The sequence below is a fragment of the Cryobacterium flavum genome, from assembly GCF_900103805.1.
In the GTDB taxonomy this organism is placed as follows: Bacteria; Actinomycetota; Actinomycetes; order Actinomycetales; family Microbacteriaceae; genus Cryobacterium; species Cryobacterium flavum.
The window spans coordinates 119,615-142,110 of the sequence record NZ_FNIB01000004.1 but is presented as its reverse complement, the minus strand read 5'-3'; the positions used below and the strand labels follow the sequence as shown (position 1 = coordinate 142,110).

Below are 22,496 nucleotides of genomic sequence, written 5' to 3'. Positions count from 1 at the left end.
CTAGACGAGCGAGCGCAGAACGTACTGCAGGATGCCGCCGTTGCGGTAATACTCGGCTTCGCCTGGGGTATCGATGCGCACGATGGCGTCGAATTCGACCGCTGCCTTGCCGGCGGCCGAGAATTCACTCGGAGCGCAGGTCACGTGCACGGTCTTCGGGGTCGTGCCGTTGTTCAGCTCGGTGATGCCCGAGATAGAAACGATCTCGGTACCATCGAGGCCGAGCGAGTCGGCGCTCTGCCCCACCGGGAACTGCAGGGGCACAACGCCCATGCCGATGAGGTTCGAGCGGTGGATGCGCTCGAAGCTCTCCACGATGACGGCCTTGACACCGAGAAGGCTCGTGCCCTTGGCTGCCCAGTCACGGCTGGAGCCCGAACCATACTCCTTGCCACCGAAGATGACGAGGGGGGTACCGGCGGCCTGGTAGTTCTGGCTGGCATCGTAGATGTCGGCCTTCGGGCCTCCGGCGACGCTGAAGTCACGGGTGAAACCACCCTCGACGTTGTCGAGGAGCTGGTTGCGCAGACGGATGTTCGCGAACGTTCCGCGAATCATGACCTCGTGGTTGCCCCGACGCGAGCCGTAGGAGTTGTAGTCGCCGCGCTCGATGCCGTGCTCGGCCAGATAGCGACCGGCGGGGCCGTCTGCCTTGATCGAACCAGCGGGGCTGATGTGGTCAGTGGTGACGGAGTCGCCGAGCTTGGCGAGCACCCGAGCACCAGAGATGTCGACAACCGGGCTGGTTTCCAGGCTCATGCCGTCAAAGTACGGGGGCTTGCGGACGTACGTGGACTCGGCGTCCCAGGCGAAGGTATCGCCGACGGGAGTCTCGAGCGACTGCCAGCGCTCGTCGCCGTCGAAGACGCCGGCGTACTGGGTCTCGAACATGTTCGAGTCGATGGACTCGTCGATGGTCTTCTGCACCTCGTCGGCGTCGGGCCAGATGTCCTTGAGGAACACATCGTTGCCCTCGTGGTCTGTGCCGAGCGAGTCGGCGTCGAAGTCGAAGTTCATCGTGCCGGCGAGGGCGTAGGCGATGACGAGCGGCGGGCTGGCCAGATAGTTCATCTTCACGTCGGGGTTGATGCGTCCCTCAAAGTTGCGGTTACCGGAGAGCACGGCGGTAACGGCGAGGTCATTCTCCTGCACGGCAGAAGAGATTTCGTCTTCGAGCGGGCCCGAGTTGCCGATGCAGGTGGTGCAGCCGTAGCCAACCAGGTAGAAGCCGAGGTCTTCGAGGTAGCCGTTGAGGCCTGCCTTCGCGTAATACTCGGTGACGACCTTGGAGCCGGGAGCGAGCGTGGTTTTGACCCACGGCTTGCTCTTGAGGCCCTTGAGGCTCGCGTTGCGGGCCAGCAGGCCGGCCGCGAGCATGACGCTCGGGTTCGACGTGTTGGTGCAGGAGGTGATGGCGGCGATGGCAACCGAGCCGTTGTCGATCGTGAACTCACGGCCGTCGGCAAGGGTGACGTCGGTGGGCTGCGGGTGCGACTGCGTCGGGTGGCTGGTGTGACGGGTCAGACCGCTTTCGAACGCGTGGTTGTGCGCGCTGTGTTCGTCCTGGGGGGTGAGGCCGATCGGGTCGGAGGCCGGGAAAGTACCCTCTATTGCCGCGTCCACGAGGGAGACGGGCGCGTTGGCGTAGTTGTCCAGGTCGCGTTCGAACTGGGTCTTGGCTTCGGAGAGGATGATGCGGTCCTGCGGGCGCTTCGGTCCGGCGATCGAGGGGACGACCGTGGAGAGGTCGAGCTCGAGGTACTCGCTGAAGATCGGCTCCTGGTCGGGGTTGTGCCAGAGGCCCTGCAGCTTCGAGTAGGCCTCGACCAGCGCGACCTGCTCCTCGCTGCGACCGGTGAGGCGCAGGTAGCCGAGGGTGACATCGTCGATCGGGAACATGGCGGCCGTAGAGCCGAACTCGGGGCTCATGTTGCCGATGGTGGCGCGGTTCGCGAGCGGAACGGATGCCACACCCGATCCGTAGAATTCTACGAACTTGCCGACTACTCCGTGCCCCCGGAGCATCTGCGTGATTGTGAGCACGACATCCGTTGCGGTGACGCCGGCCGGGATGATGCCCGAAAGCTTGAAGCCGACAACCTTGGGGATGAGCATGGAGACCGACTGGCCGAGCATTGCTGCTTCTGCTTCGATTCCGCCGACGCCCCAGCCGAGCACTCCGAGGCCGTTGACCATGGTGGTGTGCGAGTCGGTGCCGACGCAGGTGTCGGGGTAGGCCTGCAGGACGCCACCCACCTCGCGGGTCATGGTGACGCGGGCGAGGTATTCGATGTTGACCTGGTGCACGATGCCGGTTCCCGGGGGAACGACCTTGAAGTCGTCGAACGCGGTCTGGCCCCAGCGGAGGAACTGGTAGCGCTCACCGTTGCGCTCGTATTCGATCTCGACGTTGCGCTCGAACGAGTCGGACGTTCCGAACAGGTCGGCGACGACGGAGTGGTCGATGACCATTTCGGTCGGGGCGAGCGGGTTGATCTTCTTGGCGTCGCCGCCGAGTTCGACGAGTGCCTCTCGCATTGTGGCGAGGTCGACGATGCAGGGAACGCCGGTGAAGTCCTGCATGACGACGCGAGCCGGCGTGTACTGGATCTCGGTGTCGGGCTCCGCGGTGGGTACCCACGCGCCGAGGGCACGAATGTGCTCGGCGGTGATGTTGGCGCCGTCTTCGGTGCGGAGGAGGTTCTCCAGCAGCACCTTCAGGCTGTATGGCAGCTTTTCGTAGCCGTCGACCGCGTCCAGACGAAAGACTTCATAGTCCGTCGAACCGACGCGCAGGGTGTCTTTGGCTCCGAAGCTATTAACCGCGGTCTTTGTTGATTCCGACACAATGCCCTCTCCGTTGTGGGAGCCGACGGGATACCGGCGGCAGTCCTCAATTCTTGTGGCAGGCACAGCCTCGTGCCAGCAAGGCAAGCCTAACCAGCGGATGCCAGGGGCTGCCTTTTTCCATCGAGTTGCGCTGGCGACTTCTCACCGAACAACTATCTTGACGTCAAGATAACTCTAGCAGGGCGCGGGGGTCTCTCCGTCGTCATTCAGACCGCGTCAGCGGCATCCATTCTGCGATAAACCGATCGCACCATGAGCCAGGAGACGACGAGTAGCGGCGCGTAGAGCGGGATGCCCATGAGCAGCTTCATCGAGGCGAGCAGTTCGACGTTGTCGGCCAGGTAGAGCGGCAGCTGAACGGCGAGGCGGCCGAGAAACAGTCCGGTCCAGCACAGAGTCAAAATGGTCAGGACCCGACGCTTGCTCGCGTCGAGGCGCCAGGCCACGCCGTCGCCCATCAAGAACCCGACGGCCACGCCGATGAGTGGCCAGCGCACGAGCACCGAGATGAGCAGGGCGGCGCCGTAACCGGCGTTGGTCCACAGGCCGACCAGAAAGAAGTCGGACGGTTTGCCGGAGAACAGTGCGAGCGCAACGCTGATAATGGTTCCGACCAGGCCGCCGAGAGCCGGGGTCGTGGTCTGCTTGGTGATCGCGCGCAGCGCGACGAAGATGACGCCGATCACGAGGGGTGCAATCAGCGACGGCAACAACGTGCCGATCGGATCGCTCGTCACATCGGTCGACGGGTCGATGGTGATCGAATAGGTGACCAGAAAAACCAGGCCGGGCAGCACTGCTTCGATCAAGCCGCGGATGCCGCCCATCGCCTTCAGCAGGGCCTGGCCGCTGATCGGCTCGCCCTCCGTCGCCGCACCGAAGCCGGCGCGGCGGGCCGCTCCGGCCATCGACTGGGCGAACAGCGCGGAGGTGGACGGCGGGACGTCAGTGTCCGGCGAGCCTGCTTCACCCGGCACGGTTGGCAGCTCCGGCTGATCGGGCTGGTCTTTGGCGGTGTCACTCATGGCGTGGCAAGACGCCGGTCAGACTGCGGCGGTTTCGGTTGTGCCAGCGGGGGTGGCCGGCATGCGCAGCGGAATCAGGTCGCGCGGCGGCATCGGGGTCGAACCGCGCACCACGACGATGCTGCGGAACAGGTCTTCGATCTGCAACGCGGCATCGGGATCGATGGCGCCCTCACCGGCGATCACGCCGCGAAGAAACCAGCGCGGGCCGTCGACGCCGATGAAGCGGGCAAGGCGCGTGACGCCACCGGCTTCCTGGCCGGCCGCGACCGGGATTTCGGCGACGAGTTCGGGGCCGAACGGGCCTTCGCGCGGAGTGGTGGTGCCGCCCTGCTTGCCGATCTGGTCGGCGATCTGGTCGCGGATCTCGTGCCATAGGCCGCTCGAACGCGGCGCGGCGAACGGCTGAACCTGCAGGGTGGAGCCGGCGAAGTCAAGTCCGATGGCCACGACCCGCTTGCTGCCCTCTTCAATTTCGAGGCGCAGGTGCAGTCCTTCGCGCGGCAGAATCTTGATACCGCCGAGGTCGACGTATGGACGCACCGGGTTGGCCTCTGACTCGTCGAGCGGGCCCTCGGTCTCGCGGTCTTCGGGTGCCGATTTCGGCATGGATTCGGGGATCTCTCCCGAGTTCGTGAGGTCACTCACCGGTTATCTCCTGTCTGCGGGGCGGCTGCGCCCGACATTGGTGCATTGTCTTGAGTGCGCGGCAGAACGCCGGTCGATCCGAAACCGCCCTCACCACGCTGGCTGCCAGGCAGCTTGTCGACGGCGATGAAGGTGGCGCGGGCTACCGGCATGACGATGAGCTGGGCGATACGATCGCCCACCGCGATGGTGAACGATTCGCTCAGGTCGGTGTTGAGCAGGGCCACCTTGATTTCGCCGCGGTAGCCGGCATCCACTGTTCCGGGAGCGTTCACGATGGTGATGCCGTGCTTGACGGCCAGACCGCTCCGGGGAACGACGAACGCCGCAAAACCATCGGGAAGGGCGATCGACACGCCGGTAGCGACCAGTGCACGGCTTCCAGGGGCGAGCACGAGAGCCTCGGCCGCGTGCAGGTCTGCCCCGGCATCACCGGGGTGTGCGTAGTTCGGGAGGATGGATGCCTGGATCAGGACTTCGACGCTTTCTGCCACGTGTCGAGGGTAGTGCAGTTATCTGATCGAATAGAGCCATGCCTGATTACCGTGAAAAACTGTGGCCCAACGCCTGGGCCTTCATCGTCACCGCTCTGGTGATACCAGCGAGCATTCTCGTGCTCGTGCCGATCTCCCTGTTCGCCGGAATTGTTACGGCCGCCGTATTGTACGGCGGCTGCGTGCTGCTGCTCGTGCTGGCGTCACCGGTCGTTCGCGTGCAGAACGGCGAGTTGATCGCCGGCCCCGCCACAATTTCGACCACGTTGCTCGGCCAAGCGACGGTCTTCGACGGGGCCGAAGCCACGCAGGAGCGGGGTCCTCGGCTGGATGCCAGGGCCTGGCTGCTCATTCGCGGCTGGATCAAGCCGGTCGTACGCGTGCCCATCGTGGATGCGACCGATCCGGCCCCGTACTGGGTCATCTCCAGCCGCCACCCAATAGAGTTGGCCGCCGCGATCAATGAATCGCGAACGGCCAACGTGGGGTAGAGCTGAGCTTTAGGAGTCGCACTCCAGACAGACGGTGCCGAGCTTGGTCTCGTGTCCCATCTGCGAGCGGTGCTTCACGAGGAAGCAATTCACGCAGGTGAACTCGTCGGCCTGCGCGGGCAGAACGACGACATCAAGGTCCAGGTCGGACAGGTCGGCGCCCGGAAGGTCGAACCCACCGGGGTTGTCGGAGTCATCGACATCAACGCTGCCGGACATCTTGTCTGGCACACGTTCCTTGAGGGCCTCGATCGACTCAGAGTCGTCTTCAGTCTTTCGGGGTGCGTCGTAATCGGTTGCCATGCCCATCCATTTCAGTTACGCCGATAAACGAAATCGGCGGGCACAGTTTCCAACAATCCAGACGGAATAGCAAACCGTCCGCCAATGTTTTTATTCGGACACGAAGAAACAACTTGCGGCACGCCCGGCGTATTCCCGCAAAAAGGCATCAACCCGTGGCAGTCTTGCAACCAACGGTAATCGCGAGAGGGCTTGTCTTCATGCAGGAATTGAAGGTTATTGGGGTTGAGAACGGTGCGCTGCTCGCAGCGTCCGAAGATGGCGACCGGTATCGCATCGCCATCGACGAGGTTCTCCAGTCCCGGCTTCGCCAAACCCAGACGGAACGCGTCAACGCTCCCAAGCTTTCCCCGCGGGAAGTTCAGGCGCACATTCGCTCCGGCATGTCCGCCGAGGATGTCGCCGCGGTCACTGGCGCATCGCTCGAGTACGTGCGCCGTTTCGAAGGCCCGGTCGTGGCCGAACGGGAGTACATCGTCTCCTCGGCGTTGAGCGTTCCGGTGCACACCGCCATCGATCCGGACCCGATCGACGAGAATGTCAACTTCGGTTCGGTTATTCGGGAACGCCTCGCCTCACTCGGTGCCACCGGTGAGCGCTGGGCGAGTTGGAAGGAGCCCGGCGGCGGGTGGATCGTCAAGTTGTCGTTCACCGCCGACGAGATCGACCACGACGCCCGCTGGGGTTTCGAACCGAAGAAGAACTCCCTGTCTCCGGTCGGCAGCGAGGCCGTCGCACTGTCGCAGCAGGGCGAACTCAAGGGCTCCTTGATTCCGCGCCTGCGCGCCGTCGGCTCCGAGACGAGCGCCGCCGACGTGTCCCGGTTCGACAGCAACGCCTTCAACTTCAAGGAATCCCTCGCCGACGAGATTCTGAACGACACCAGCCCCAACCTGGAGGTAGTGCCGTACTCCCGCTCACTGAGCCGGGACGACGCGGTGTCGAAAGCTGCGATCAAGCGCGCTGCAGAGCCGGCCTCGAACATGAGCGAAACCGCCGACCTGCTGGAGTCTCTGCGTCGCCGCCGCGGCGAACGCGAGGCGGCGTCGAGCGGGGAGACGGCATCCGTTTCGGTGCCCGCCCCAGCACAGCCGTTGCGCCCGCGTCGGGCGACGCCGGTCGACGCTGCACTCACGGATGCCGCGGCCACCGATGAGTCCAGTGCTGCTCCGGCCACCACACCGGAGCCAACCGGCAACGCCTGGGCCAACCAGGCGGCCAGGGCCCAGGAACGCACCAACCACGGTCGCACCACGCCCAAGCGCGGCCGAGCCTCGATGCCGAGCTGGGACGAGATCGTGTTCGGTGCCCGCACCGACGACGACCTCAGCTGAGCCGTAGCCGGCGTTCAGCCGGCCAGCCAGGCGTAGCGACGCTGCGGCCGGCCGGTCTGGCCGTAACGCAGGCTGACCGCAGCCTGCCCTATCGTCACGAAATACTCCAGATATTTGCGAGCGACTACGCGCGACAGGCCGAGAAGTTCGGCGCACTCCGAAGCGGCCAGGTCGGGGTCGCTGGCCGACAGGGCGGCAGCGGTCAGCGCTGCCGTCTCCTTGCTCAGGCCTTTCGGCAGCGCGGAGACTGCCTTGTCGATCGAAAGAGCGGATGCGCGCCCGAGCGCCTGGTCGAGATCGCTCTGGCTCAAATCACCGGTGCCATCGAGCAGTCGGCGCCGCTCGGCGTATGCGGCCAACCGGGCTTGCAGCTCGGTAATCTTGAACGGTTTGAGCAGATAACTAACGATGCCGCCCTGCAGCGCCGCGGTGACCATTTCGGCCTCCCGGGCGGCGCTGAGCACGAGAAAGTCAACATCGCGTCCGGCTTCGCGTGCCCGGCGGATCACGTCGAGCCCGGTCATATCGGGCAGGTACATGTCGAGAAGCACGAGGTGCGGCGCCTTCTGGGCAATTTGAGCCAGCGCGTCCGACCCGGTCGCCGCAACACCGACCACGGTGAAACCGCGCTGCTCGGAAACAATGCGTTCGTGGGCACGCGCCACCATGAAATCGTCGTCGACGACCAGCACGTCACACACGGGTCGGTTCCTCGCTCTCGACCAACCCGGCCGCGTCGTACGGCAGCACGGCCTCGAACACGGTGCCCTGATCGGCCCGATAGCCCACCGTGCCCCCGCGACGCGTCGCGATGAGGCGCACGATAGCGAGTCCGTAACCATGGGCGTCCCCCCCGGCGAGTGCCGATTTGCTCGTGACTCCCACCTCGAACACCCGGTCGATGAGGGCGACGTCGATGCCCGGCCCTGAATCCCTCACCCTCACCCGCACGGCGCGGACGCCAGGGTCGGTCTGCACATCGATCCGCACATCGCGTTCCCGAGCGCCGGTGACGGCGTCGAGGGCGTTGTCGACCAGGTTCCCAAGCACGGTGACCAGGTCGGTGGAGAGCTCGGCATCGACCCGGCCCAGGTTCGATTCGGGCGATAAGACAAGCGTCGCGCCGCGTTCGCGGGCCAGGGACGTTTTGGCGATCACGAGCGCGGCTACCGCCGGCTCCTGGAGCCGAGTCAAGACCGAATTGTCGAGCTCGGTGCGGTCACGGGTGACGGCGTCAACGTATTCCACCGCCGCTTCGGTGTCGCCGAGCTGCATGAGCATCGAAATGGTGTGCAGCCGGTTGGCGAACTCGTGGGTCTGCGCGCGCAGGGTGTCGGTCGCCTGTCGGCTGCTGCCCAGGTCGTGCTGCAGCGTGACCAGCTCGGTGCGGTCACGCAGGGTCGTCACAACCTCCGGCCGGGACCGAGGCGGGTGGATAAGCGTCTGGTTGAGCACGAGCAGCACCCCGCGGTTCACGAACACCGTATCGATTTCACCGACCTCCAGCGGGCGCAGCGCCCGCACCGCCTCGTCGTCGAGGCCCACCGTGTCGATCGCCCGGCCTTCTGCATCAGCCGGCAGACCGAGCAGTGTGCGGGCGCTGTCGTTGGCGAGTGTGATGAGCCCGTCGGTGTCGACGGCGATCATTCCCTCCCGGATGCCGTGGATCATGGCATCCCGGTGCTCCACCAGCCGGCCGATCTGCTCCGGCTCGAGCCCGAGCGTCTGCCGTTTCACCCGCGCGGCCAGCAGCAGCGACCCCGTCACGCCGAGCACCCCCGCCACCCCGACATAGGTCAGCAGGTTCGGCACCGCGCTCGCGAGCAGATCGGCTAGGGCTGGGAACTGGCGGGCGGCGACCACGGAGCCCACGACCTCCCCGGCATTGGACAGCACCGGAACCTGCGCGACCACATAATCATTGGTGCCGATCGGCGCGATGCCGGCCCACGCGGCGTCCGACTCGTCGGGCGTCGGGTCGATAGCCAGGTCAGTGGTGAGCAGCCGCGGATCGGCGGGTGAGGCGATCACGCGGCCGTCAACATCCGTTATGAGCAGTTGGTCTACCCCCGTGGTGGTACGGAGGGACTCGACCGGCACCGAGAACTGCTGGGGCACCGCCTTACTGGAGAGCAGGCTGCGTACGAGCGGGTTGGCTGCGGTGTATTCGGCGACGGTGAGCATGCGACGTTGGGCGCCGCTCTCGAAGCTGGTGCGGGTCTGTTCCAGCGAGATGGCCGTGACAGCGACCAGAACGAGCCCGATCAGGCTGAGTTGAAACAGCAAGAGCTGGCGGGTGAGGCTGAGACGGCTCGAACGGAAGCCCGACCCGCGCCGGGTCAGCTGCTCTCGATCGTCTTTGGCCATAAGAGATAGTGCCCCATGCAAGGGGCAAACCGAAATCACTGATCGCAACCGCAAGCTACACAACGTTCACTAAGGCCACAAGTTGTGTCCGACCGGCCCACCACACAGGCTGATCTCGGCCAGCAAAGAGGCTCGCCAGAAATCGAAGAGGATTCAAGCATGCCAATCACAGCACGCACCATGCGTTCACGCCGCACGGCCGGCACCGTTGTTCTCGCCGGGGTCGTGGCACTCGCCCTCAGCGCCTGCGGAGTCACGAGCGCGAAGAACACCGAGGCCGCCGACAGCGGCCCGATCGAGAACCTGCAGGTCATGATCCCCAATGCCGCGGGCAGCGGTTATGACGTCACCGGCCGCGCCGCGGTCAAGGTGATGGACGACCTGGGTTTGGCCACCGGTACAGAGGTCACCAACCTGGCCGGTGCCGGCGGAACCGTGGGCCTGGCCCGCACCCTGACCGAAACCGGTAACGCCAACTTTCTGCTCATGATGGGGCTCGGCGTCGTCGGCGCCGCGTACACCAACGAGGGCGATGCCAAGGTGGCCGACGCGACCCCGATCGCCGGACTCATCGAAGAAGCCGGCGCCATCTTCGTCGCCGCTGACTCCCCCTACCAAACCATCGACGACCTCGTCACCGCGTGGAAAGCCGACCCGGCCACCTTCGCCGTCGGCGGCGGTTCCTCCCCGGGCGGCCCTGACCACCTGCTGCCGATGCAGCTCGCGGATGCCGTCGGCATCGACCCGACCGCCGTCAACTACGTGGCCTACGACGGCGGCGGCGAACTGCTGCCGGCCATCCTCGGCGGCAAGCTGCAGTTCGGCGCCTCGGGTTACGGTGAATTTCTGGAACAGGTGAAGTCGGGCGACCTGCGGGTACTCGCCGTCACGAGCGAGGAGCGCGTTCCCGTCATCGACGCCCCCACCCTCACCGAAGAGGGCATCGACCTGGTCTTCACGAACTGGCGCGGACTTTTGGCCGCACCCGGACTGACCGACGCTGAAATCGCGCGCCTCGTCGGAGCCGTCACCGCCATGCACGACAGCCCGGAGTGGAAGCAGGTTCTGGAGGACAACAGCTGGACCGACGCATTCATCACCGGCGACGACTTCAGCACCTTCCTTACCGAGCAGGACACCCGCGTCGCGGACGTGCTGAAGACCCTGGGCCTAGTCTAAGAATGACCGCCCCCACTACAGACGCACAATCCGGGCTACGAGGACGCCTGCAGGCTCGCCTGCACGGTCGCTCCGAGCTCGGAGTCGCCGCCCTGCTCGCCGTAATCGCGATCGTGATCGCGGTCGATACCGCGAACATCCGTCACACCGCCATCAACGCCGGCGTGATGGGACCGCAGGTCGTTCCCACGATCATCGCGATCGGCCTGGGCCTGTGTGCGATTGCCCTCGCGATCTCTGTACTGCGGGGCGGCCACGCTGAGGCCGAAGACGGTGAGGACATCGACCTCTCACAGAAGGCCCACTGGCCGACTGTCTTCGGCCTCGGCGGCCTGATTCTGGTCTTCGCCCTCACCATGGACTTTCTCGGATTCGTGATCGGCAGTGCGCTGCTGTTCTACGGCTCCGCCCTGCTGCTCGGCTCAAGGCGCTTCGTCTGGGCGCTCGTGATCGGCATTCTGCTCGCCGTCGGCACGTTTTACGGCTTTGTACTGGGCCTCGGCATCAATCTGCCGGCCGGCCTGTTGACGGGAATTCTCTAAATGGACAACCTCACCCTTCTGATGGAGGGCTTCGGCAACGCGCTGACCCTGCAGAACCTGCTGTTCGCCCTCATCGGCGTGCTGCTCGGCACCGCCGTCGGCGTGCTGCCGGGCATCGGCCCGGCCATGACCGTTGCCCTGCTGCTGCCGCTCACCTACGCGCTCGACGTGACCGGCTCTCTCATCATGTTCGCCGGCATCTACTACGGCGGCATGTACGGCGGGTCGACGACCTCGATTCTGCTCAACACCCCCGGTGAATCCTCCTCGGTGGTCACGGCGCTCGAAGGCAACAAGATGGCCAAGGCCGGGCGCGGTGCCCAGGCGCTGGCGACGGCCGCGATCGGCTCCTTCGTTGCCGGCACACTGGCCACCGGAGCGCTCGTACTCGTCGCCCCCTTCGTTGTGGCGGTCGCCATCGGCCTTGGAGCTCCCTCGTACTTCGCACTGATGGTGTTCGCGTTCGTTGCGGTGAGCACCGTGCTCGGTTCCAGCCGTATTCGCGGGCTCGCCTCGCTCTTTATCGGCCTCACGATCGGACTCGTCGGACTCGACGCAACAACCGGCCAGGCACGGCTGACCTTTGGGCAGCCGTTGCTCTCCGGCGGCATCGACGTCGTCGTGATCGCCGTGGCCCTGTTCGCGATCGGTGAAGCCCTCTGGATCGCCGCCCACCTGCGCCACGGCACGCCGGCAACGATTCCAGTCGGAGTGCCGTGGATGGGCAAGGACGACTGGAAGCGTTCCTGGAAGCCATGGCTGCGCGGCACCGTCATCGGCTTTCCGTTCGGTGCGATTCCGGCCGGCGGCGCGGAGATCCCCACATTTCTCTCCTACGTGGCCGAGAAGAAGCTGTCCAAGCATCCAGAGCAGTTCGGCCACGGCGCGATCGAGGGCGTCGCCGGACCGGAAGCAGCCAATAACGCCTCCGCCGCCGGAACTCTGGTGCCGCTGCTGACGCTCGGCCTGCCGACCACGGCGACCGCCGCGGTCATGATCGCCGCGTTCAACCAGTACGGCATCCACCCCGGTCCGCTGCTGTTCCAGACCGAACCGGTGCTGGTCTGGACCCTGATCGCGAGCCTGTTCATCGGCAACACCCTGCTACTCGCGCTCAACCTGCCGCTCGCACCGCTCTGGGCCAAGCTCCTGCGCATCCCGCGGCCGTATCTCTATGCTGGCATCCTGTTCTTCGCGACCCTCGGCGCCTACGCGGCCGGCATGCAGACCTTCAACATTCTGATCCTGCTGCTGCTCGGTGCGCTCGGCTACATGGCCCGCCGCTTCGGGTTTCCGGTGCTGCCGATCATCGTCGGTGCCATCCTCGGCCCGGAGATGGAACGCCAGCTGCGCCGCGCACTGCAGATCAGCGCCGGCGACCCGGCAGCGCTGCTGAGCGAACCGCTCGCGGTCGTCGTGTACACCGTGATCGTTCTGTTCCTCGTGGTTCCGCCCGTGATCAAGGCGCTGCGCCAGCGGTTCGGTCGTGGGGCCGGGCCGACCGACGGTCCCCCTGAGGACCAGTTCGATGCCTTCGGCACCCAGACCTCCGATGGCAGTGCCCGGGTGATTCGGGCGGTGCGCCCGAGTCGGCGCGGAAACTAGCCCAACCGGCTACGACGGCGCGGGAGTCGGCATACTGGTGTCATGCCAGCTGCCCTCTCCCGCGCCGACGTCGTTCGCCTTCGCCTCGGAGCCCAGGGGCTGGCCGGGCAACCGCTGGCCGATGCGATCGCGGTCACCGAGCGGATGCTCGCGGTGCAGGCCCAGGACTACCCGGCCGGACAGTGGGCCCTCGGGGTGCGCTCCCCCGGCACGACGCGCAGCCAGCTGCAGGCATCCGTTTCGGCCGGCGAGATCGTGCGATCCTGGCCGATGCGCGGCACCCTGCACTTTGTGCCGGCCCGGGAACTGGGCTGGATGCAGGGACTGACGACCCCGCGCCTACTCCAGAAGACGCGCACGATCAATGAGCGGCTCGGACTCGACGCAACCGTGCTGGAGCGGGCGCGGGAGGCCGCTTTCGCCGCCCTGACCGGACAGAAGCAACTCAGCCGCGCCGAATTCATGACCATGCTGCAGGCAGCCGGGCTGTCGACCGAGAGCCAGCGCGGCTACCACACGATCGCCCACCTCGCCCTGACCGGAACCCTGTGCTGGGGCCGTCAGATCGGTACCCAGCAGGGGCTCGTGCTGCTCGATGAATGGGTACCGAACCCGCGCCGCCTCGAACGTGACGAAGCGCTCGGTGAATTCGTCTACCGCTATTTTCTGGGCCACGGCCCGGCGACCCTGGTCGACTTCGCCTGGTGGTCGCAGCTGACGGTCGCCGACGCGAAAACCGGCCTCGCCGTGGCCAGAGAGCGGCTCACCGAAGTTTAGGTCGACGGCGTCGCCCACTTTCTCTCTGACGAGACAGCGGATGCCGGAGTGCCGGCCGGCCTGCGCCAGCACACGCCGGTGCTTGCGCTGCCCGGGTTCGACGAGTACCTGCTGGGGTACCGGGACCGCACGCACGTGGTCTCCGCGGAGAACCTCCTGCGGGTCGTGCCGGGGCTGAACGGCATCTTTCTGCCGCTCGTGGTCACGAACGGGCAGATCGTGGGCACCTGGCGCAAGAAGATTGCGGCGTCGGGGGTCACCTGCGAGGCCTCGCTGTTCGAGGAGCCGGGCACTGCCGCGGCACGGACGCGGGCGGAGAAGACCCAGCGCGACTTCGAACGGGCCGTCGCCGACTACGCCCGGTTTCTCGACCTGCCGGTTCGGCCGGAACCGACTCCGAACAGGTAAGAGCCGGCATCCGTCTCACTCTGCGGTCTACGGGTTAGCCTTGACCAGTGAAACTAACCTCGGCCCTGCGCATCTCCAAACGACTCCCGATGCTGCAGGTCGTCAAGATGGCCGTCGCCGTCGGACTGGCCTGGCTCGCCTCCCAGTTGCTCCTGCCGAGCGACCTGCCCATTTTCGCTGCGATCGCAGCCCTGCTCGTGGTGCAGCCGAGCGTCAACCAGACCCTCGGCCGCGCGATCGAACGCACCGCCGGGGTCATCGGTGGCGTCATCATCGCCTCCTCGATCGGGTTCTTCCTGGGCCAGTCCAGCTGGGTCGTGCTCGGCACGATCGTGGTGAGCATCCTCGTAGCCTGGGCGCTGCGACTCTCCCCGGTGTCGGCCAGTCAGATTCCGATCAGCGCCATGCTCGTGCTCGCCCTCGGTGCCACGACGCCCGGCTACGCCCTCGACCGCATCATTGAGACCTTCATCGGCGCCGGAATCGCCCTGATCATCAATGCGCTCATCGTTCCCCCGGTGCTGGTCGCGCCCGCGCGCGACGCCGTCGGCCTGCTGGCACGCGAGCTGGCAGACACTTTCGATCGCATCGCCGAGGCCCTGCGCACCCCGCAGACCCCGATCGACCTGATGGAACTGATGATCAAGGCCCGGCTGCTGCGGCCGATGCTGGTGTCGGCGGAGAAGGCCATCGCCCAGGCCGAGGAGAGCCTCATGCTCAACCCGCGCAAGGCCAAGCTGCGGGTAGCACTCGACGCCGATCACGACATGATCGAGCGGTTGCCGACGCTTGTGACGCGCGCGATCGGCATGACCCGGGCCCTGCACGATCACTACGACGAGTCGCTGCAGTACGAGCCGAGCGTTCAGGCCTTCTCCCGGGAGCTGGCGCGGGCGGCGCACGACCTCGCGCTGCTCGCCCGAGCCGAGGGCGACCTCTCGGTCGTGCCGGAACCGCCGGCGCCCGAAGTTCTCGCCCTGACCGCGCCGCTGCGCATCGTGACGCCGCACCCCGACCACTGGATTCTGATCGGTTCGCTGATGGAAGACCTACGCCGGGTGCGCGAGGAGATCGTCGGCGACCGCGCCTAAACGCGGTCGCACTGGCCGCGCGGCCATGAACGCGCCCGAAACGGGTGACCGCTACGGCGGTTCCGTAGCGGCCACCCAGTATCGGGCGCGGCCATGAATGAGCGACGCCGAAGCGGGCGCGGTCGGAACCCGCTAGAGCACCTTGGAGAGGAAGTCCTGGGTGCGCGGTTGTTGCGGGTTGCCGAACAGCTCGGCCGGGGTGCCCTCCTCGACGATGACGCCGTCGGCCATGAAGATGACCCGGTCGGCGACCTCGCGGGCGAATCCCATCTCGTGGGTGACGACGACCATGGTCATGCCCTCGGCGGCGAGGTCCCGGATAACCTGCAATACTTCGCCGACCATTTCGGGGTCGAGCGCGCTCGTCGCCTCGTCGAACAGCATGATGTCGGGGTTCACGGCGAGCGACCGGGCGATCGCAACGCGCTGCTTCTGGCCGCCGGACAGCTGCGCGGGGCGGGCCGTCGCTTTGTCGGCGAGGCCTACCCGGTCGAGCAGTTTCAGGGCGCTGGCGCGGGCATCCGCTGTGGATTCCTTCTTCAGCTCGACCGGGGCCAGCATGATGTTCTGCAGCACGGTCATGTGCGGAAACAGGTTGAAGTGCTGGAAGACCATGCCGATGTGCTGACGCACCTCATTGAGATCGACCGTCTTGTCGCTCAGGTTGAAGCCGTCGACGATGACCGTGCCCGCGCTCAGCTCATCGAGCTTGTTCAGGCAGCGTAGAAAAGTGGACTTGCCGGAACCCGACGGGCCGATCACGCAGACGACCTCGCCCTCGATAATCTCGACGTCGAGGCCCTTGAGCACCTCGTTGGAGCCGAACGACTTGCGGAGACCACGTACTGAAATCTTGCTGACGCTGATCTTGCTCATTTGTTGAACCTCTTGTCGAGCTTGTTGGAGAGCATGGTGAGCAGGTTGATGACGATGAAGTACAGCGCGGCCACGATCAGCAGGGTCTCACCGGTGCGGAAGTTCGCGGCGTAGATCTGCTGGCCCTGGTAGGTGAGTTCGGCGAATCCGATCACGGCCAGGAGCGAGGTGTCTTTCAGGGTCATCACGAACTGGTTGATGAAGGACGGCGTCATGATTTTCACGGCCTGCGGCAGTACGACGCGGCGCATGGTGGTCACGTAGCCGAGACCGAGGCTGCGGCCGGCTTCGGTCTGGCCGGGGTCGACTGACTGGATGCCACCGCGCACGATTTCGGTCATGTAGGCACCGGCGTTGAGGCTCAGGGTGAGCACACCGGCGGTGAGCACGTCGATGGACTGCCCGGTGAGCTGCGGCAGGCCGAAGTAGAAGAAGAACGCCTGCACCAGCAGCGGGGTGCCACGGAAGATGCTGACGTAGACGCTCGCGATACCGCGCAGCACGCGGCTCTCCGAGACCTTGAAGAATCCGAACAGCACGCCCAGCACGAGGGCAATCACAATGGAGAGCGCGGTCGCGAGCAGGGTGAGCCCGAGGCCCTTCATCAGGGCGGGCAGGCTGTCGCTGAGCAGGCCGAAGAATCCCGATGACGCGGCCGGTGCCGGCTGCTCCAGGTAGGTATCGAGAATGTCCTGGTACTCGCCGCTGGTCTTCAGTTCGGCGAGGCCGGTGTTGAATGCGGCGAGGAGTTCGGGGTTCTGGCCCTTGTTGACGGCGAAGCCGTAGGAACTGCCCTGCTCCTTCTCGGTGACCGACTTCAGGCCGTTGTTCTGATTGATGCCGTAGGCGAGCACCGGATAGTCGTCGAAGACCGCAACGGAGTTGCCGGCCTTGACGTCGTCGTACATCGTTGCCGAGTCGGCCAGAGCCTTGACAGTGAAGCCGTACTCGTCCTTGATCGAATTGGCGAAGGTCTCGCCCTCACTGCCCCGCTTGGCGACGACGTTCTCGCCGGCCAGGTCGGCGTACCCGGAGATCTTCGTGTTGTCTTCGGCGACGGCCATCTGCACGCCGGAGTCGAAGTACGGGTCGGAGAAGTCGAAGATGAGCCCCCGTTCATCGGTGATCGACATGCCGGCGATGACGCCGTCGACCTGGTTGGACTGCAACGCTTGCAGAGCGGCGTCGAAGCCGAGCGACTTGATCTCGACGGTGAAACCCTGGTTCTTTGCGATGTCGCGAATGAGGTCCATGTCGATGCCGGTCAGTTCACCGTCTTTGCGGTACTCGAACGGCGCAAAGGTCGTATCGGTTCCGATGACGTAGGTTTCGCCGGTGACCTCGGTGTTCGGTTTAGCCTGGGGCTGGCTGGCGGCTGCGGCGCTGATGCCGACGAATCCGCCGGCGAGAGCCAGCAGCGCCGTGACGGCGACCGTGAGCTTTGCCGCCCGGAATTTAGTTATTTTGCGCAAAGGAGAGCCATTTCTTGTCGTACGATCTGATCGCACCTAGCGGCCAGAGGGGTGTTTCGCGCCGATCGACGCTGATCTACCGGGTAGCGGATGCTGCACACCCTGTCGAACGAGCCTACCTTGGGGTGCACGCCGCTCAGGTTTTCAGCGGACCTCAGGCCGGTCAGGCATGTGTCTACGAGCTGACGGCAGCGCGCGCATCGATCCAGAGACCCAAGAGCACCGCTGCCGCGGGGCCGGTGCTCGCCTCACGAAAGCCGGTGCCGGCCCAGAGAGCGAGGCCGTGGGGGTCGCCGCGACGGGCGGCATCCGCTCGGAGGCCCTTGGTGAGGTGATGCACCTGCGGATACTCGTGCGGCGCGCTGGCATCGTGGGCGGTGATGAACGCGTTGCTCAGGCCTCGCGCCGGCCGGCCGGAAAAGGCCCGGGTGATAACGGTCTCGGTGAAGCGCGGGTCGAGGAGGGCGCTCTGGTGCGCCGGGTTCGCGCCCGACTCGTCGGTACGGAGGAACGCCGTGCCGAGTTGCACGGCCGCGGCGCCGTTGGCCAGCAGCGACGCGATCTGCCCGCCAGAGTGGATGCCGCCCGCCGCGATCAGCGGCAGCGTCACGACCTCGCGAATCGCGATCAACAGCTCCCCCAGTGCCAGGGTGCCCGGTTCGTCGCTCGTCGTGAATGTTGCCCGGTGCCCACCGGATTCCGGCCCCTGCACGCAGAGCGCGTCGACGCCACGGTCCACGGCCTGCAGGGCTTCGGCCACCGATGTCACGGTGGCGATCAGGAACGAACCGGCCGTGTGCATCCGCTCTGCTGCATCTCGCGGCGGCAGACCGAAGGTGAAGGAGAGCACGGGGACCCGGTGCTCGATGACCACGGCCACCTTCTCAGCGAACCAATCGTCGTCGGCGTCGGCGATCTCGCCGAACGTGGCGGCGGAGTACTCGCGACCCAGCGCATCGCGGTAGGTCTCGACGGCGGCGCGGTCGGTCAACGGTGGCTGCGGAATGAACAGGTTGACGCCGAACGCGTGGTCGGTGCGCTGCTGCACGTCGACGATCTGCTCAGCGAGAGCCTCTGGCGTCTTGTAGCCGCCGGCCAGAAAGCCCAAGCCGCCGGCCTCACTGACGGCACAGGCGAGGTTCGGAGTCGAGGCTCCGCCGGCCATCGGGGCCGCAATGATAGGAATCTCAAGGGCTGTCAGGGTGAACACGGGGCTCCTCAATAGATTAGACCGTTGTTCCAGCAGCTGGAATGATGATCTATTTGGCGTCGGACTGTAGCGGCGGGCCCGAATCAGCCGTTCCCCTCTTGCACCTTGGCACAGATCGGGGCGGTGCCACGACCGCTGGGGCATCCTCTCTAGAGTCGTACCGACCGGGCCGCCGCTTCCAGCCGTTCCCGATAAGCCTGCCACCAGGCAGCATCACCGGGCGGGAGGTTGCTATTGTCGGCGCGCAGGCCCATAGCGCCATCGATGAGTTCGCGCACGATGTCGGCGTGCCCCGCGTGCCGGTGCGTCTCGGCGAGGATGTGCACGACAATCTGGTGCAGCGTCACGTTGCTGCGCTCCGGCGGCCACCAGGCCACGCGTCCCGGCGCGTTGAGCGGCAGCGCCTCAATGGTGGCGGCGGAGTGCTCGCCGACCCTTCGGAACAGGTCGATCACCCAGCCCCTGGATTGCTCGGGCGTTGCCCACATATCCGCATTGATCTCGGCCTCATCGTCGAGCCAGGGCAGCGCCTCCCCGAACGGTCGCCCGAAGGTGTCGCCCAAGTAGCCGGCCTCGACGCTCGCGACGTGTTTGATCAGGCCCAGGAGGTTGGTGCCGGTCGGCACGAGCGGGCGCCGCACGTCGTACTCGCTGAGCCCGTCGAGCTTCCAGATGAGGGCCTCACGACCAGAAGCCAGGTAGTGCATGAGCGTCGTCTTCTCCGCAGAATCGTCCATGTCCTTAGCTTTGCAGTATGCCTCGGTCCCGCATAGGCCGGAAGCGGACGCCTGCCGTCGCCATCACCCGGTCGGGCGCGAAATCTGCGTACTATCTGACAACAGGCTGTTCACTCAGGAGGCTCCCATGTCGTTTCAGGCTTACCTCGACGCGATCGAGGAGAAGACCGGGCTGACGCCGCGCACCCTGGTCGGCATCGCCCACCAACGGGGTTTCGATGACCCAGCGACGAAGGCCGGCACCATCATCGACTGGCTCAAGTCCGATTACGGTCTGGGGCGCGGCCACGCGATGGCGCTCGTCTACGTGATCAAGAACGGCACAACGATCAGCGAGAAGCACGTCGGAACCGACGGCGTGCACCGCGACGAGTCCGTCGAACTGTGGCTCGACGGCAAGTCCTCCCACCCGGCGTGACTCCTGCGAGGGGGCGCGGTCGGGCTCACCGACGCGGGGAACGTTCGCGGGGCCAGACGACACGTTCGGCCCCATGGACGTTGGACGTCAACGTCGAGACGACACCTTCGGCCCCGTGGCCAGGGACAGCACGGAACCGAAGTTGTCATCTCGCGGTGCCTCAACTCGACCGCAGGTCAGGCAGCTTGAGACGCGTAGCTTTAGAGCATGAATTCCGTCTCCGTCTCCCCCGGCGTGCTCGAGTGGGTCGCCCGGCAACTCGCCGTCTCCGAGCTGCACTGGGTGCGCACGCTTCCCGGCGGCACCCACGCCACAACGAACGTCGTCGGAACAGTCGATGGCGCCGAGTTCGTGCTGCGCGAGTTCCCGCCCGGTGACAACGCTGTGCGCCGCGAGATTCAGGTGCTTGCAGGGCTGGGCGATCTTGGTGAGCTGTCACCGCAACTGCTCGCCGCCGACCCAGACGGCACGGCGAAAGTTGACGGGATACCGAACGGATGCCCGCTCATCGTCACGACGCTGCTTCCGGGTCGGGCTTCGATTACCCCGCAGGACCCGCAGGACTTCGCCCGGCAACTCGGGCAGGCGCTTGCGCGCATCCACTTTATGGCCGTTGACTCGTCGCTCCCCGAGCTGTTCACCGAGCCAGCGGCCACGTCACCGATGCATCCGGTCTGGACAGAGCTCCACGACGAACCGCGAGTGCTCACCCACAACGACTTCTGGTCGGGCAATACTGTCTGGCATGAGGGCCACCTCACCGGGATCGTGGATTGGTCGGGAGCCGGCCGCGCGCCGCGCGGCTACGACCTGGCCTGGTGCCGCCAGGACCTCGTGTTTCTCTACGACGTGACCGTGGCCGAGGAATTCACCCGCGCCTACGACGATGCCTTCGGCTCCCCCACCCCCGAGGTTGCCCGCTGGGACCAGTTCGCCGCCCTGAAGGCCTACCCCCGGGTGGAAACCTGGGCGCCCAACTATCAGGACCTCGGTCGCATCGACCTGGATGGTGCCGGGCTGCGTCGACGCCTGACCGAATGGATACTCCTGCTGGCTCGTTAACGAAGCAGGGCCCCACCGAAGTGGGGCCCTGCTCACGAGAAAACTACGGGTTACGCGTTGAGCGCGGCCTGCAGTTCGAGGGTGATCGTGACCTTGTCGCCGAGCAGCATGCCGCCGGTTTCGAGGGCAGCGTTGTAGGTGAGGCCGAAGTCTTCGCGGTTGACCTCGGTCTTGGCCGTGGCGCCGAACTTGTAGTTGCCGTAGGGGTCTCCGCCGAAGCCGCCGAACTCGAACTCGAAGGTGGCCGGCTTGGTGACGCCCTTGATGGTGATGTTGCCGTCGACAAGGTACTCGTCCTTAACCACGCGCACGCCGGTCGACACGAAGCCGATAGTCGGGTAGGTCTCGGCGTCGAAGAAGTCGCCAGTGCGCAAGTGACCGTCGCGGCCCGGCTCGTTGGTGTTGATCGAGACAACCTGGGCGGACGCGGTGACGCTCGTCTGGAGCGGGTTCTCGCCGGTGACGAAAGTGGCGTCGAAGTCATCGAAGGTGCCCTTGACCTTGCTGATGACGATGTGGCGAATGCTGAAACTGACGGAGCTGTGGGTCTTGTCGATGGTCCAGGTTCCGGCCTTGTAGCCCGGGATGCTCAGTACGTTAGTGTCGCTCATAAAAGTTCTCCTCAAGTGTGTGGGCCCAGGATTTGTCGCCCTCGGATACATGCAAGCGCATAGAAGACGGTGGTATTCCCCGAAAGACAAATATTCATGTCCCCCTATTCGGGCGTTCAGACGAGACCTAAACTCAGCCCGACCGAATAGGCTCACCCTGTCACGGGGTTCTGCGTGTTTATTGGGAGGTAGCTGTGAGACAACGAGGCGCACCGAACATGCAGGGGGTCGCTGGCGAGGGCATCCTGATCGCTGCCGGAGGCCGCGCCATCCTGCTACAGCTGGCCAATCCGGCGATCGGACACGGTGTGGCCGACCACAGCAACTTCGCTGCCCGGCCGCTCGACCGACTGAACGGCACCCTCAGCTACGTCTACGCGATCGTGTTCGGCGATGCCGACCAGGCCGAAGCGATGACCGCACGGGTCAACCACGCGCACGGTCCGGTGCATTCGCGCGGCACGAGCCCTGAGTACAACGCATTCACCCCCGAACTGCAGCTCTGGGTCGCCGCAACGCTGTACGAATCGGCCACTCACCTGCACGGCCTGGTCTACGGGCCCCTCGATGACGACACCGCCGATGCGGTTTACCGGGAGTATTCACGCCTGGGTACGTCGCTGCAGGTGCCGCCGGAGCTCTGGCCGAGCGACCGGGCAGCATTCGGCCGCTATTGGAATGAGCAGTTGACGCTCCTCACCACGGATGCCGCCACCCGCACTGTCGCACACGACCTGTTGCACTCCCGCAGGGCGCCGCTCTGGTATCGCGCCGCCCTCCCCCTGGCCCGTCTCATGACCGCCGGGTTACTCCCCCCGCACGTTCGCACACTCTTCCAACTGCCGTGGTCGACCCGGCGGCAGCGACGATTTGAGCGGGTGCTGGGCGGCATCCGCTTGGTCTATCCGCGGCTGCCTCAAGCGCTGCGACACTGGCCGAAGAATCACTACCTGCGCGCCCTCCACGCTTCCGCGCTGGCGCCGGTAGTGTGAAAAC

General features: G+C 65.7%; 21 protein-coding genes and 1 pseudogene. 10 read left to right on the top strand and 12 right to left on the bottom strand.

Annotated elements, in window-relative coordinates; all coding sequences use genetic code 11:
- From acnA to dut, 4 genes are all read right to left on the bottom strand, one after another.
- On the bottom strand, positions 1–2,847 hold the full coding sequence (gene acnA, locus BLS91_RS06915) for an aconitate hydratase AcnA (RefSeq protein WP_092340007.1): 2,847 nt from the start codon (positions 2,845–2,847) through the stop codon (positions 1–3).
- Between the two features lie 209 nt (positions 2,848–3,056).
- Positions 3,057–3,875: a DUF3159 domain-containing protein gene (locus BLS91_RS06910; protein ID WP_092340006.1), complete on the bottom strand. Its 819-nt coding sequence runs from the start codon at positions 3,873–3,875 to the stop codon at positions 3,057–3,059.
- An 18-nt stretch (positions 3,876–3,893) separates the two neighbouring features.
- A complete protein-coding gene (locus BLS91_RS06905) occupies positions 3,894–4,484 on the bottom strand; it encodes a DUF3710 domain-containing protein (RefSeq protein WP_092340202.1) in 591 nt (196 codons plus the stop codon).
- Between the two features lie 35 nt (positions 4,485–4,519).
- Complete coding sequence (dut, locus tag BLS91_RS06900; RefSeq protein ID WP_092340005.1) at positions 4,520–5,017, bottom strand: dUTP diphosphatase; 498 nt, start codon at positions 5,015–5,017, stop codon at positions 4,520–4,522.
- A 38-nt stretch (positions 5,018–5,055) separates the two neighbouring features.
- On the opposite strand from dut, the gene BLS91_RS06895 reads away from it, so the two are divergent.
- Positions 5,056–5,508 (top strand): DUF3093 domain-containing protein, encoded by a 453-nt coding sequence (locus tag BLS91_RS06895; protein ID WP_092340004.1) that lies wholly within the window; start codon positions 5,056–5,058, stop codon positions 5,506–5,508.
- A gap of 9 nt (positions 5,509–5,517) precedes the next feature.
- Here the strand turns inward: BLS91_RS06895 and BLS91_RS06890 are convergent, their stop codons facing one another.
- Positions 5,518–5,811: a DUF4193 domain-containing protein gene (locus tag BLS91_RS06890; protein WP_092112645.1), complete on the bottom strand. Its 294-nt coding sequence runs from the start codon at positions 5,809–5,811 to the stop codon at positions 5,518–5,520.
- A gap of 200 nt (positions 5,812–6,011) precedes the next feature.
- Between BLS91_RS06890 and sepH the strand changes: the two genes are divergently transcribed.
- Positions 6,012–7,145: a septation protein SepH gene (gene sepH, locus BLS91_RS06885; RefSeq protein ID WP_092340003.1), complete on the top strand. Its 1,134-nt coding sequence runs from the start codon at positions 6,012–6,014 to the stop codon at positions 7,143–7,145.
- Positions 7,146–7,159: 14 nt separating this feature from the next.
- On the opposite strand, the gene BLS91_RS06880 is transcribed toward sepH, so the two are convergent.
- Positions 7,160–7,846, bottom strand: a complete 687-nt coding sequence (locus tag BLS91_RS06880) for a response regulator (protein ID WP_167552420.1) — start codon at positions 7,844–7,846, stop codon at positions 7,160–7,162.
- A complete protein-coding gene (locus BLS91_RS06875) occupies positions 7,839–9,512 on the bottom strand; it encodes a sensor histidine kinase (protein ID WP_092340001.1) in 1,674 nt (557 codons plus the stop codon). The genes BLS91_RS06880 and BLS91_RS06875 overlap by 8 nt, the downstream gene beginning before the upstream one ends.
- Positions 9,513–9,692: 180 nt before the next feature.
- Between BLS91_RS06875 and BLS91_RS06870 the strand changes: the two genes are divergently transcribed.
- From BLS91_RS06870 to BLS91_RS06845, 5 genes and pseudogenes are all read left to right on the top strand, one after another.
- Positions 9,693–10,691, top strand: coding sequence for a Bug family tripartite tricarboxylate transporter substrate binding protein (locus tag BLS91_RS06870; RefSeq protein WP_092340201.1), 999 nt, complete (start codon positions 9,693–9,695; stop codon positions 10,689–10,691).
- A 2-nt stretch (positions 10,692–10,693) separates the two neighbouring features.
- Positions 10,694–11,233: a tripartite tricarboxylate transporter TctB family protein gene (locus tag BLS91_RS06865; RefSeq protein ID WP_092340000.1), complete on the top strand. Its 540-nt coding sequence runs from the start codon at positions 10,694–10,696 to the stop codon at positions 11,231–11,233.
- The gene (locus BLS91_RS06860) at positions 11,234–12,838 is read left to right on the top strand and encodes a tripartite tricarboxylate transporter permease (RefSeq protein WP_092339999.1); all 1,605 of its coding nucleotides are present in this window, start codon (positions 11,234–11,236) and stop codon (positions 12,836–12,838) included.
- A 42-nt stretch (positions 12,839–12,880) separates the two neighbouring features.
- Positions 12,881–14,023, top strand: a pseudogene (locus BLS91_RS20530) (winged helix DNA-binding domain-containing protein).
- Between the two features lie 47 nt (positions 14,024–14,070).
- Complete coding sequence (locus tag BLS91_RS06845) at positions 14,071–15,114, top strand: FUSC family protein (protein ID WP_092339996.1); 1,044 nt, start codon at positions 14,071–14,073, stop codon at positions 15,112–15,114.
- A 132-nt stretch (positions 15,115–15,246) separates the two neighbouring features.
- On the opposite strand, the gene BLS91_RS06840 is transcribed toward BLS91_RS06845, so the two are convergent.
- From BLS91_RS06840 to BLS91_RS06825, 4 genes are all read right to left on the bottom strand, one after another.
- Positions 15,247–15,990, bottom strand: coding sequence for an amino acid ABC transporter ATP-binding protein (locus tag BLS91_RS06840; RefSeq protein WP_092339995.1), 744 nt, complete (start codon positions 15,988–15,990; stop codon positions 15,247–15,249).
- Complete coding sequence (locus BLS91_RS06835; protein ID WP_233206227.1) at positions 15,987–17,462, bottom strand: amino acid ABC transporter substrate-binding protein/permease; 1,476 nt, start codon at positions 17,460–17,462, stop codon at positions 15,987–15,989. The genes BLS91_RS06840 and BLS91_RS06835 overlap by 4 nt, the downstream gene beginning before the upstream one ends.
- Before the next feature lie 175 nt (positions 17,463–17,637).
- Positions 17,638–18,672, bottom strand: a complete 1,035-nt coding sequence (locus BLS91_RS06830) for an NAD(P)H-dependent flavin oxidoreductase (protein ID WP_241983129.1) — start codon at positions 18,670–18,672, stop codon at positions 17,638–17,640.
- Positions 18,673–18,821: 149 nt separating this feature from the next.
- On the bottom strand, positions 18,822–19,409 hold the full coding sequence (locus tag BLS91_RS06825; protein ID WP_092339993.1) for a DinB family protein: 588 nt from the start codon (positions 19,407–19,409) through the stop codon (positions 18,822–18,824).
- A 127-nt stretch (positions 19,410–19,536) separates the two neighbouring features.
- Here BLS91_RS06825 and BLS91_RS06820 point away from each other — a divergent pair, with 127 nt between their 5' ends.
- On the top strand, positions 19,537–19,827 hold the full coding sequence (locus BLS91_RS06820) for a DUF4287 domain-containing protein (protein ID WP_092339992.1): 291 nt from the start codon (positions 19,537–19,539) through the stop codon (positions 19,825–19,827).
- A gap of 207 nt (positions 19,828–20,034) precedes the next feature.
- The gene (locus BLS91_RS06815; protein ID WP_092339991.1) at positions 20,035–20,889 is read left to right on the top strand and encodes a phosphotransferase family protein; all 855 of its coding nucleotides are present in this window, start codon (positions 20,035–20,037) and stop codon (positions 20,887–20,889) included.
- Between the two features lie 50 nt (positions 20,890–20,939).
- Here the strand turns inward: BLS91_RS06815 and BLS91_RS06810 are convergent, their stop codons facing one another.
- The gene (locus BLS91_RS06810; protein WP_092339990.1) at positions 20,940–21,500 is read right to left on the bottom strand and encodes a YceI family protein; all 561 of its coding nucleotides are present in this window, start codon (positions 21,498–21,500) and stop codon (positions 20,940–20,942) included.
- A gap of 218 nt (positions 21,501–21,718) precedes the next feature.
- Here BLS91_RS06810 and BLS91_RS06805 point away from each other — a divergent pair, with 218 nt between their 5' ends.
- Entirely contained in the window at positions 21,719–22,492 is a 774-nt protein-coding gene (locus tag BLS91_RS06805; protein WP_092339989.1) for an oxygenase MpaB family protein, read from the top strand.
- Positions 22,493–22,496 lie beyond the last annotated feature (4 nt).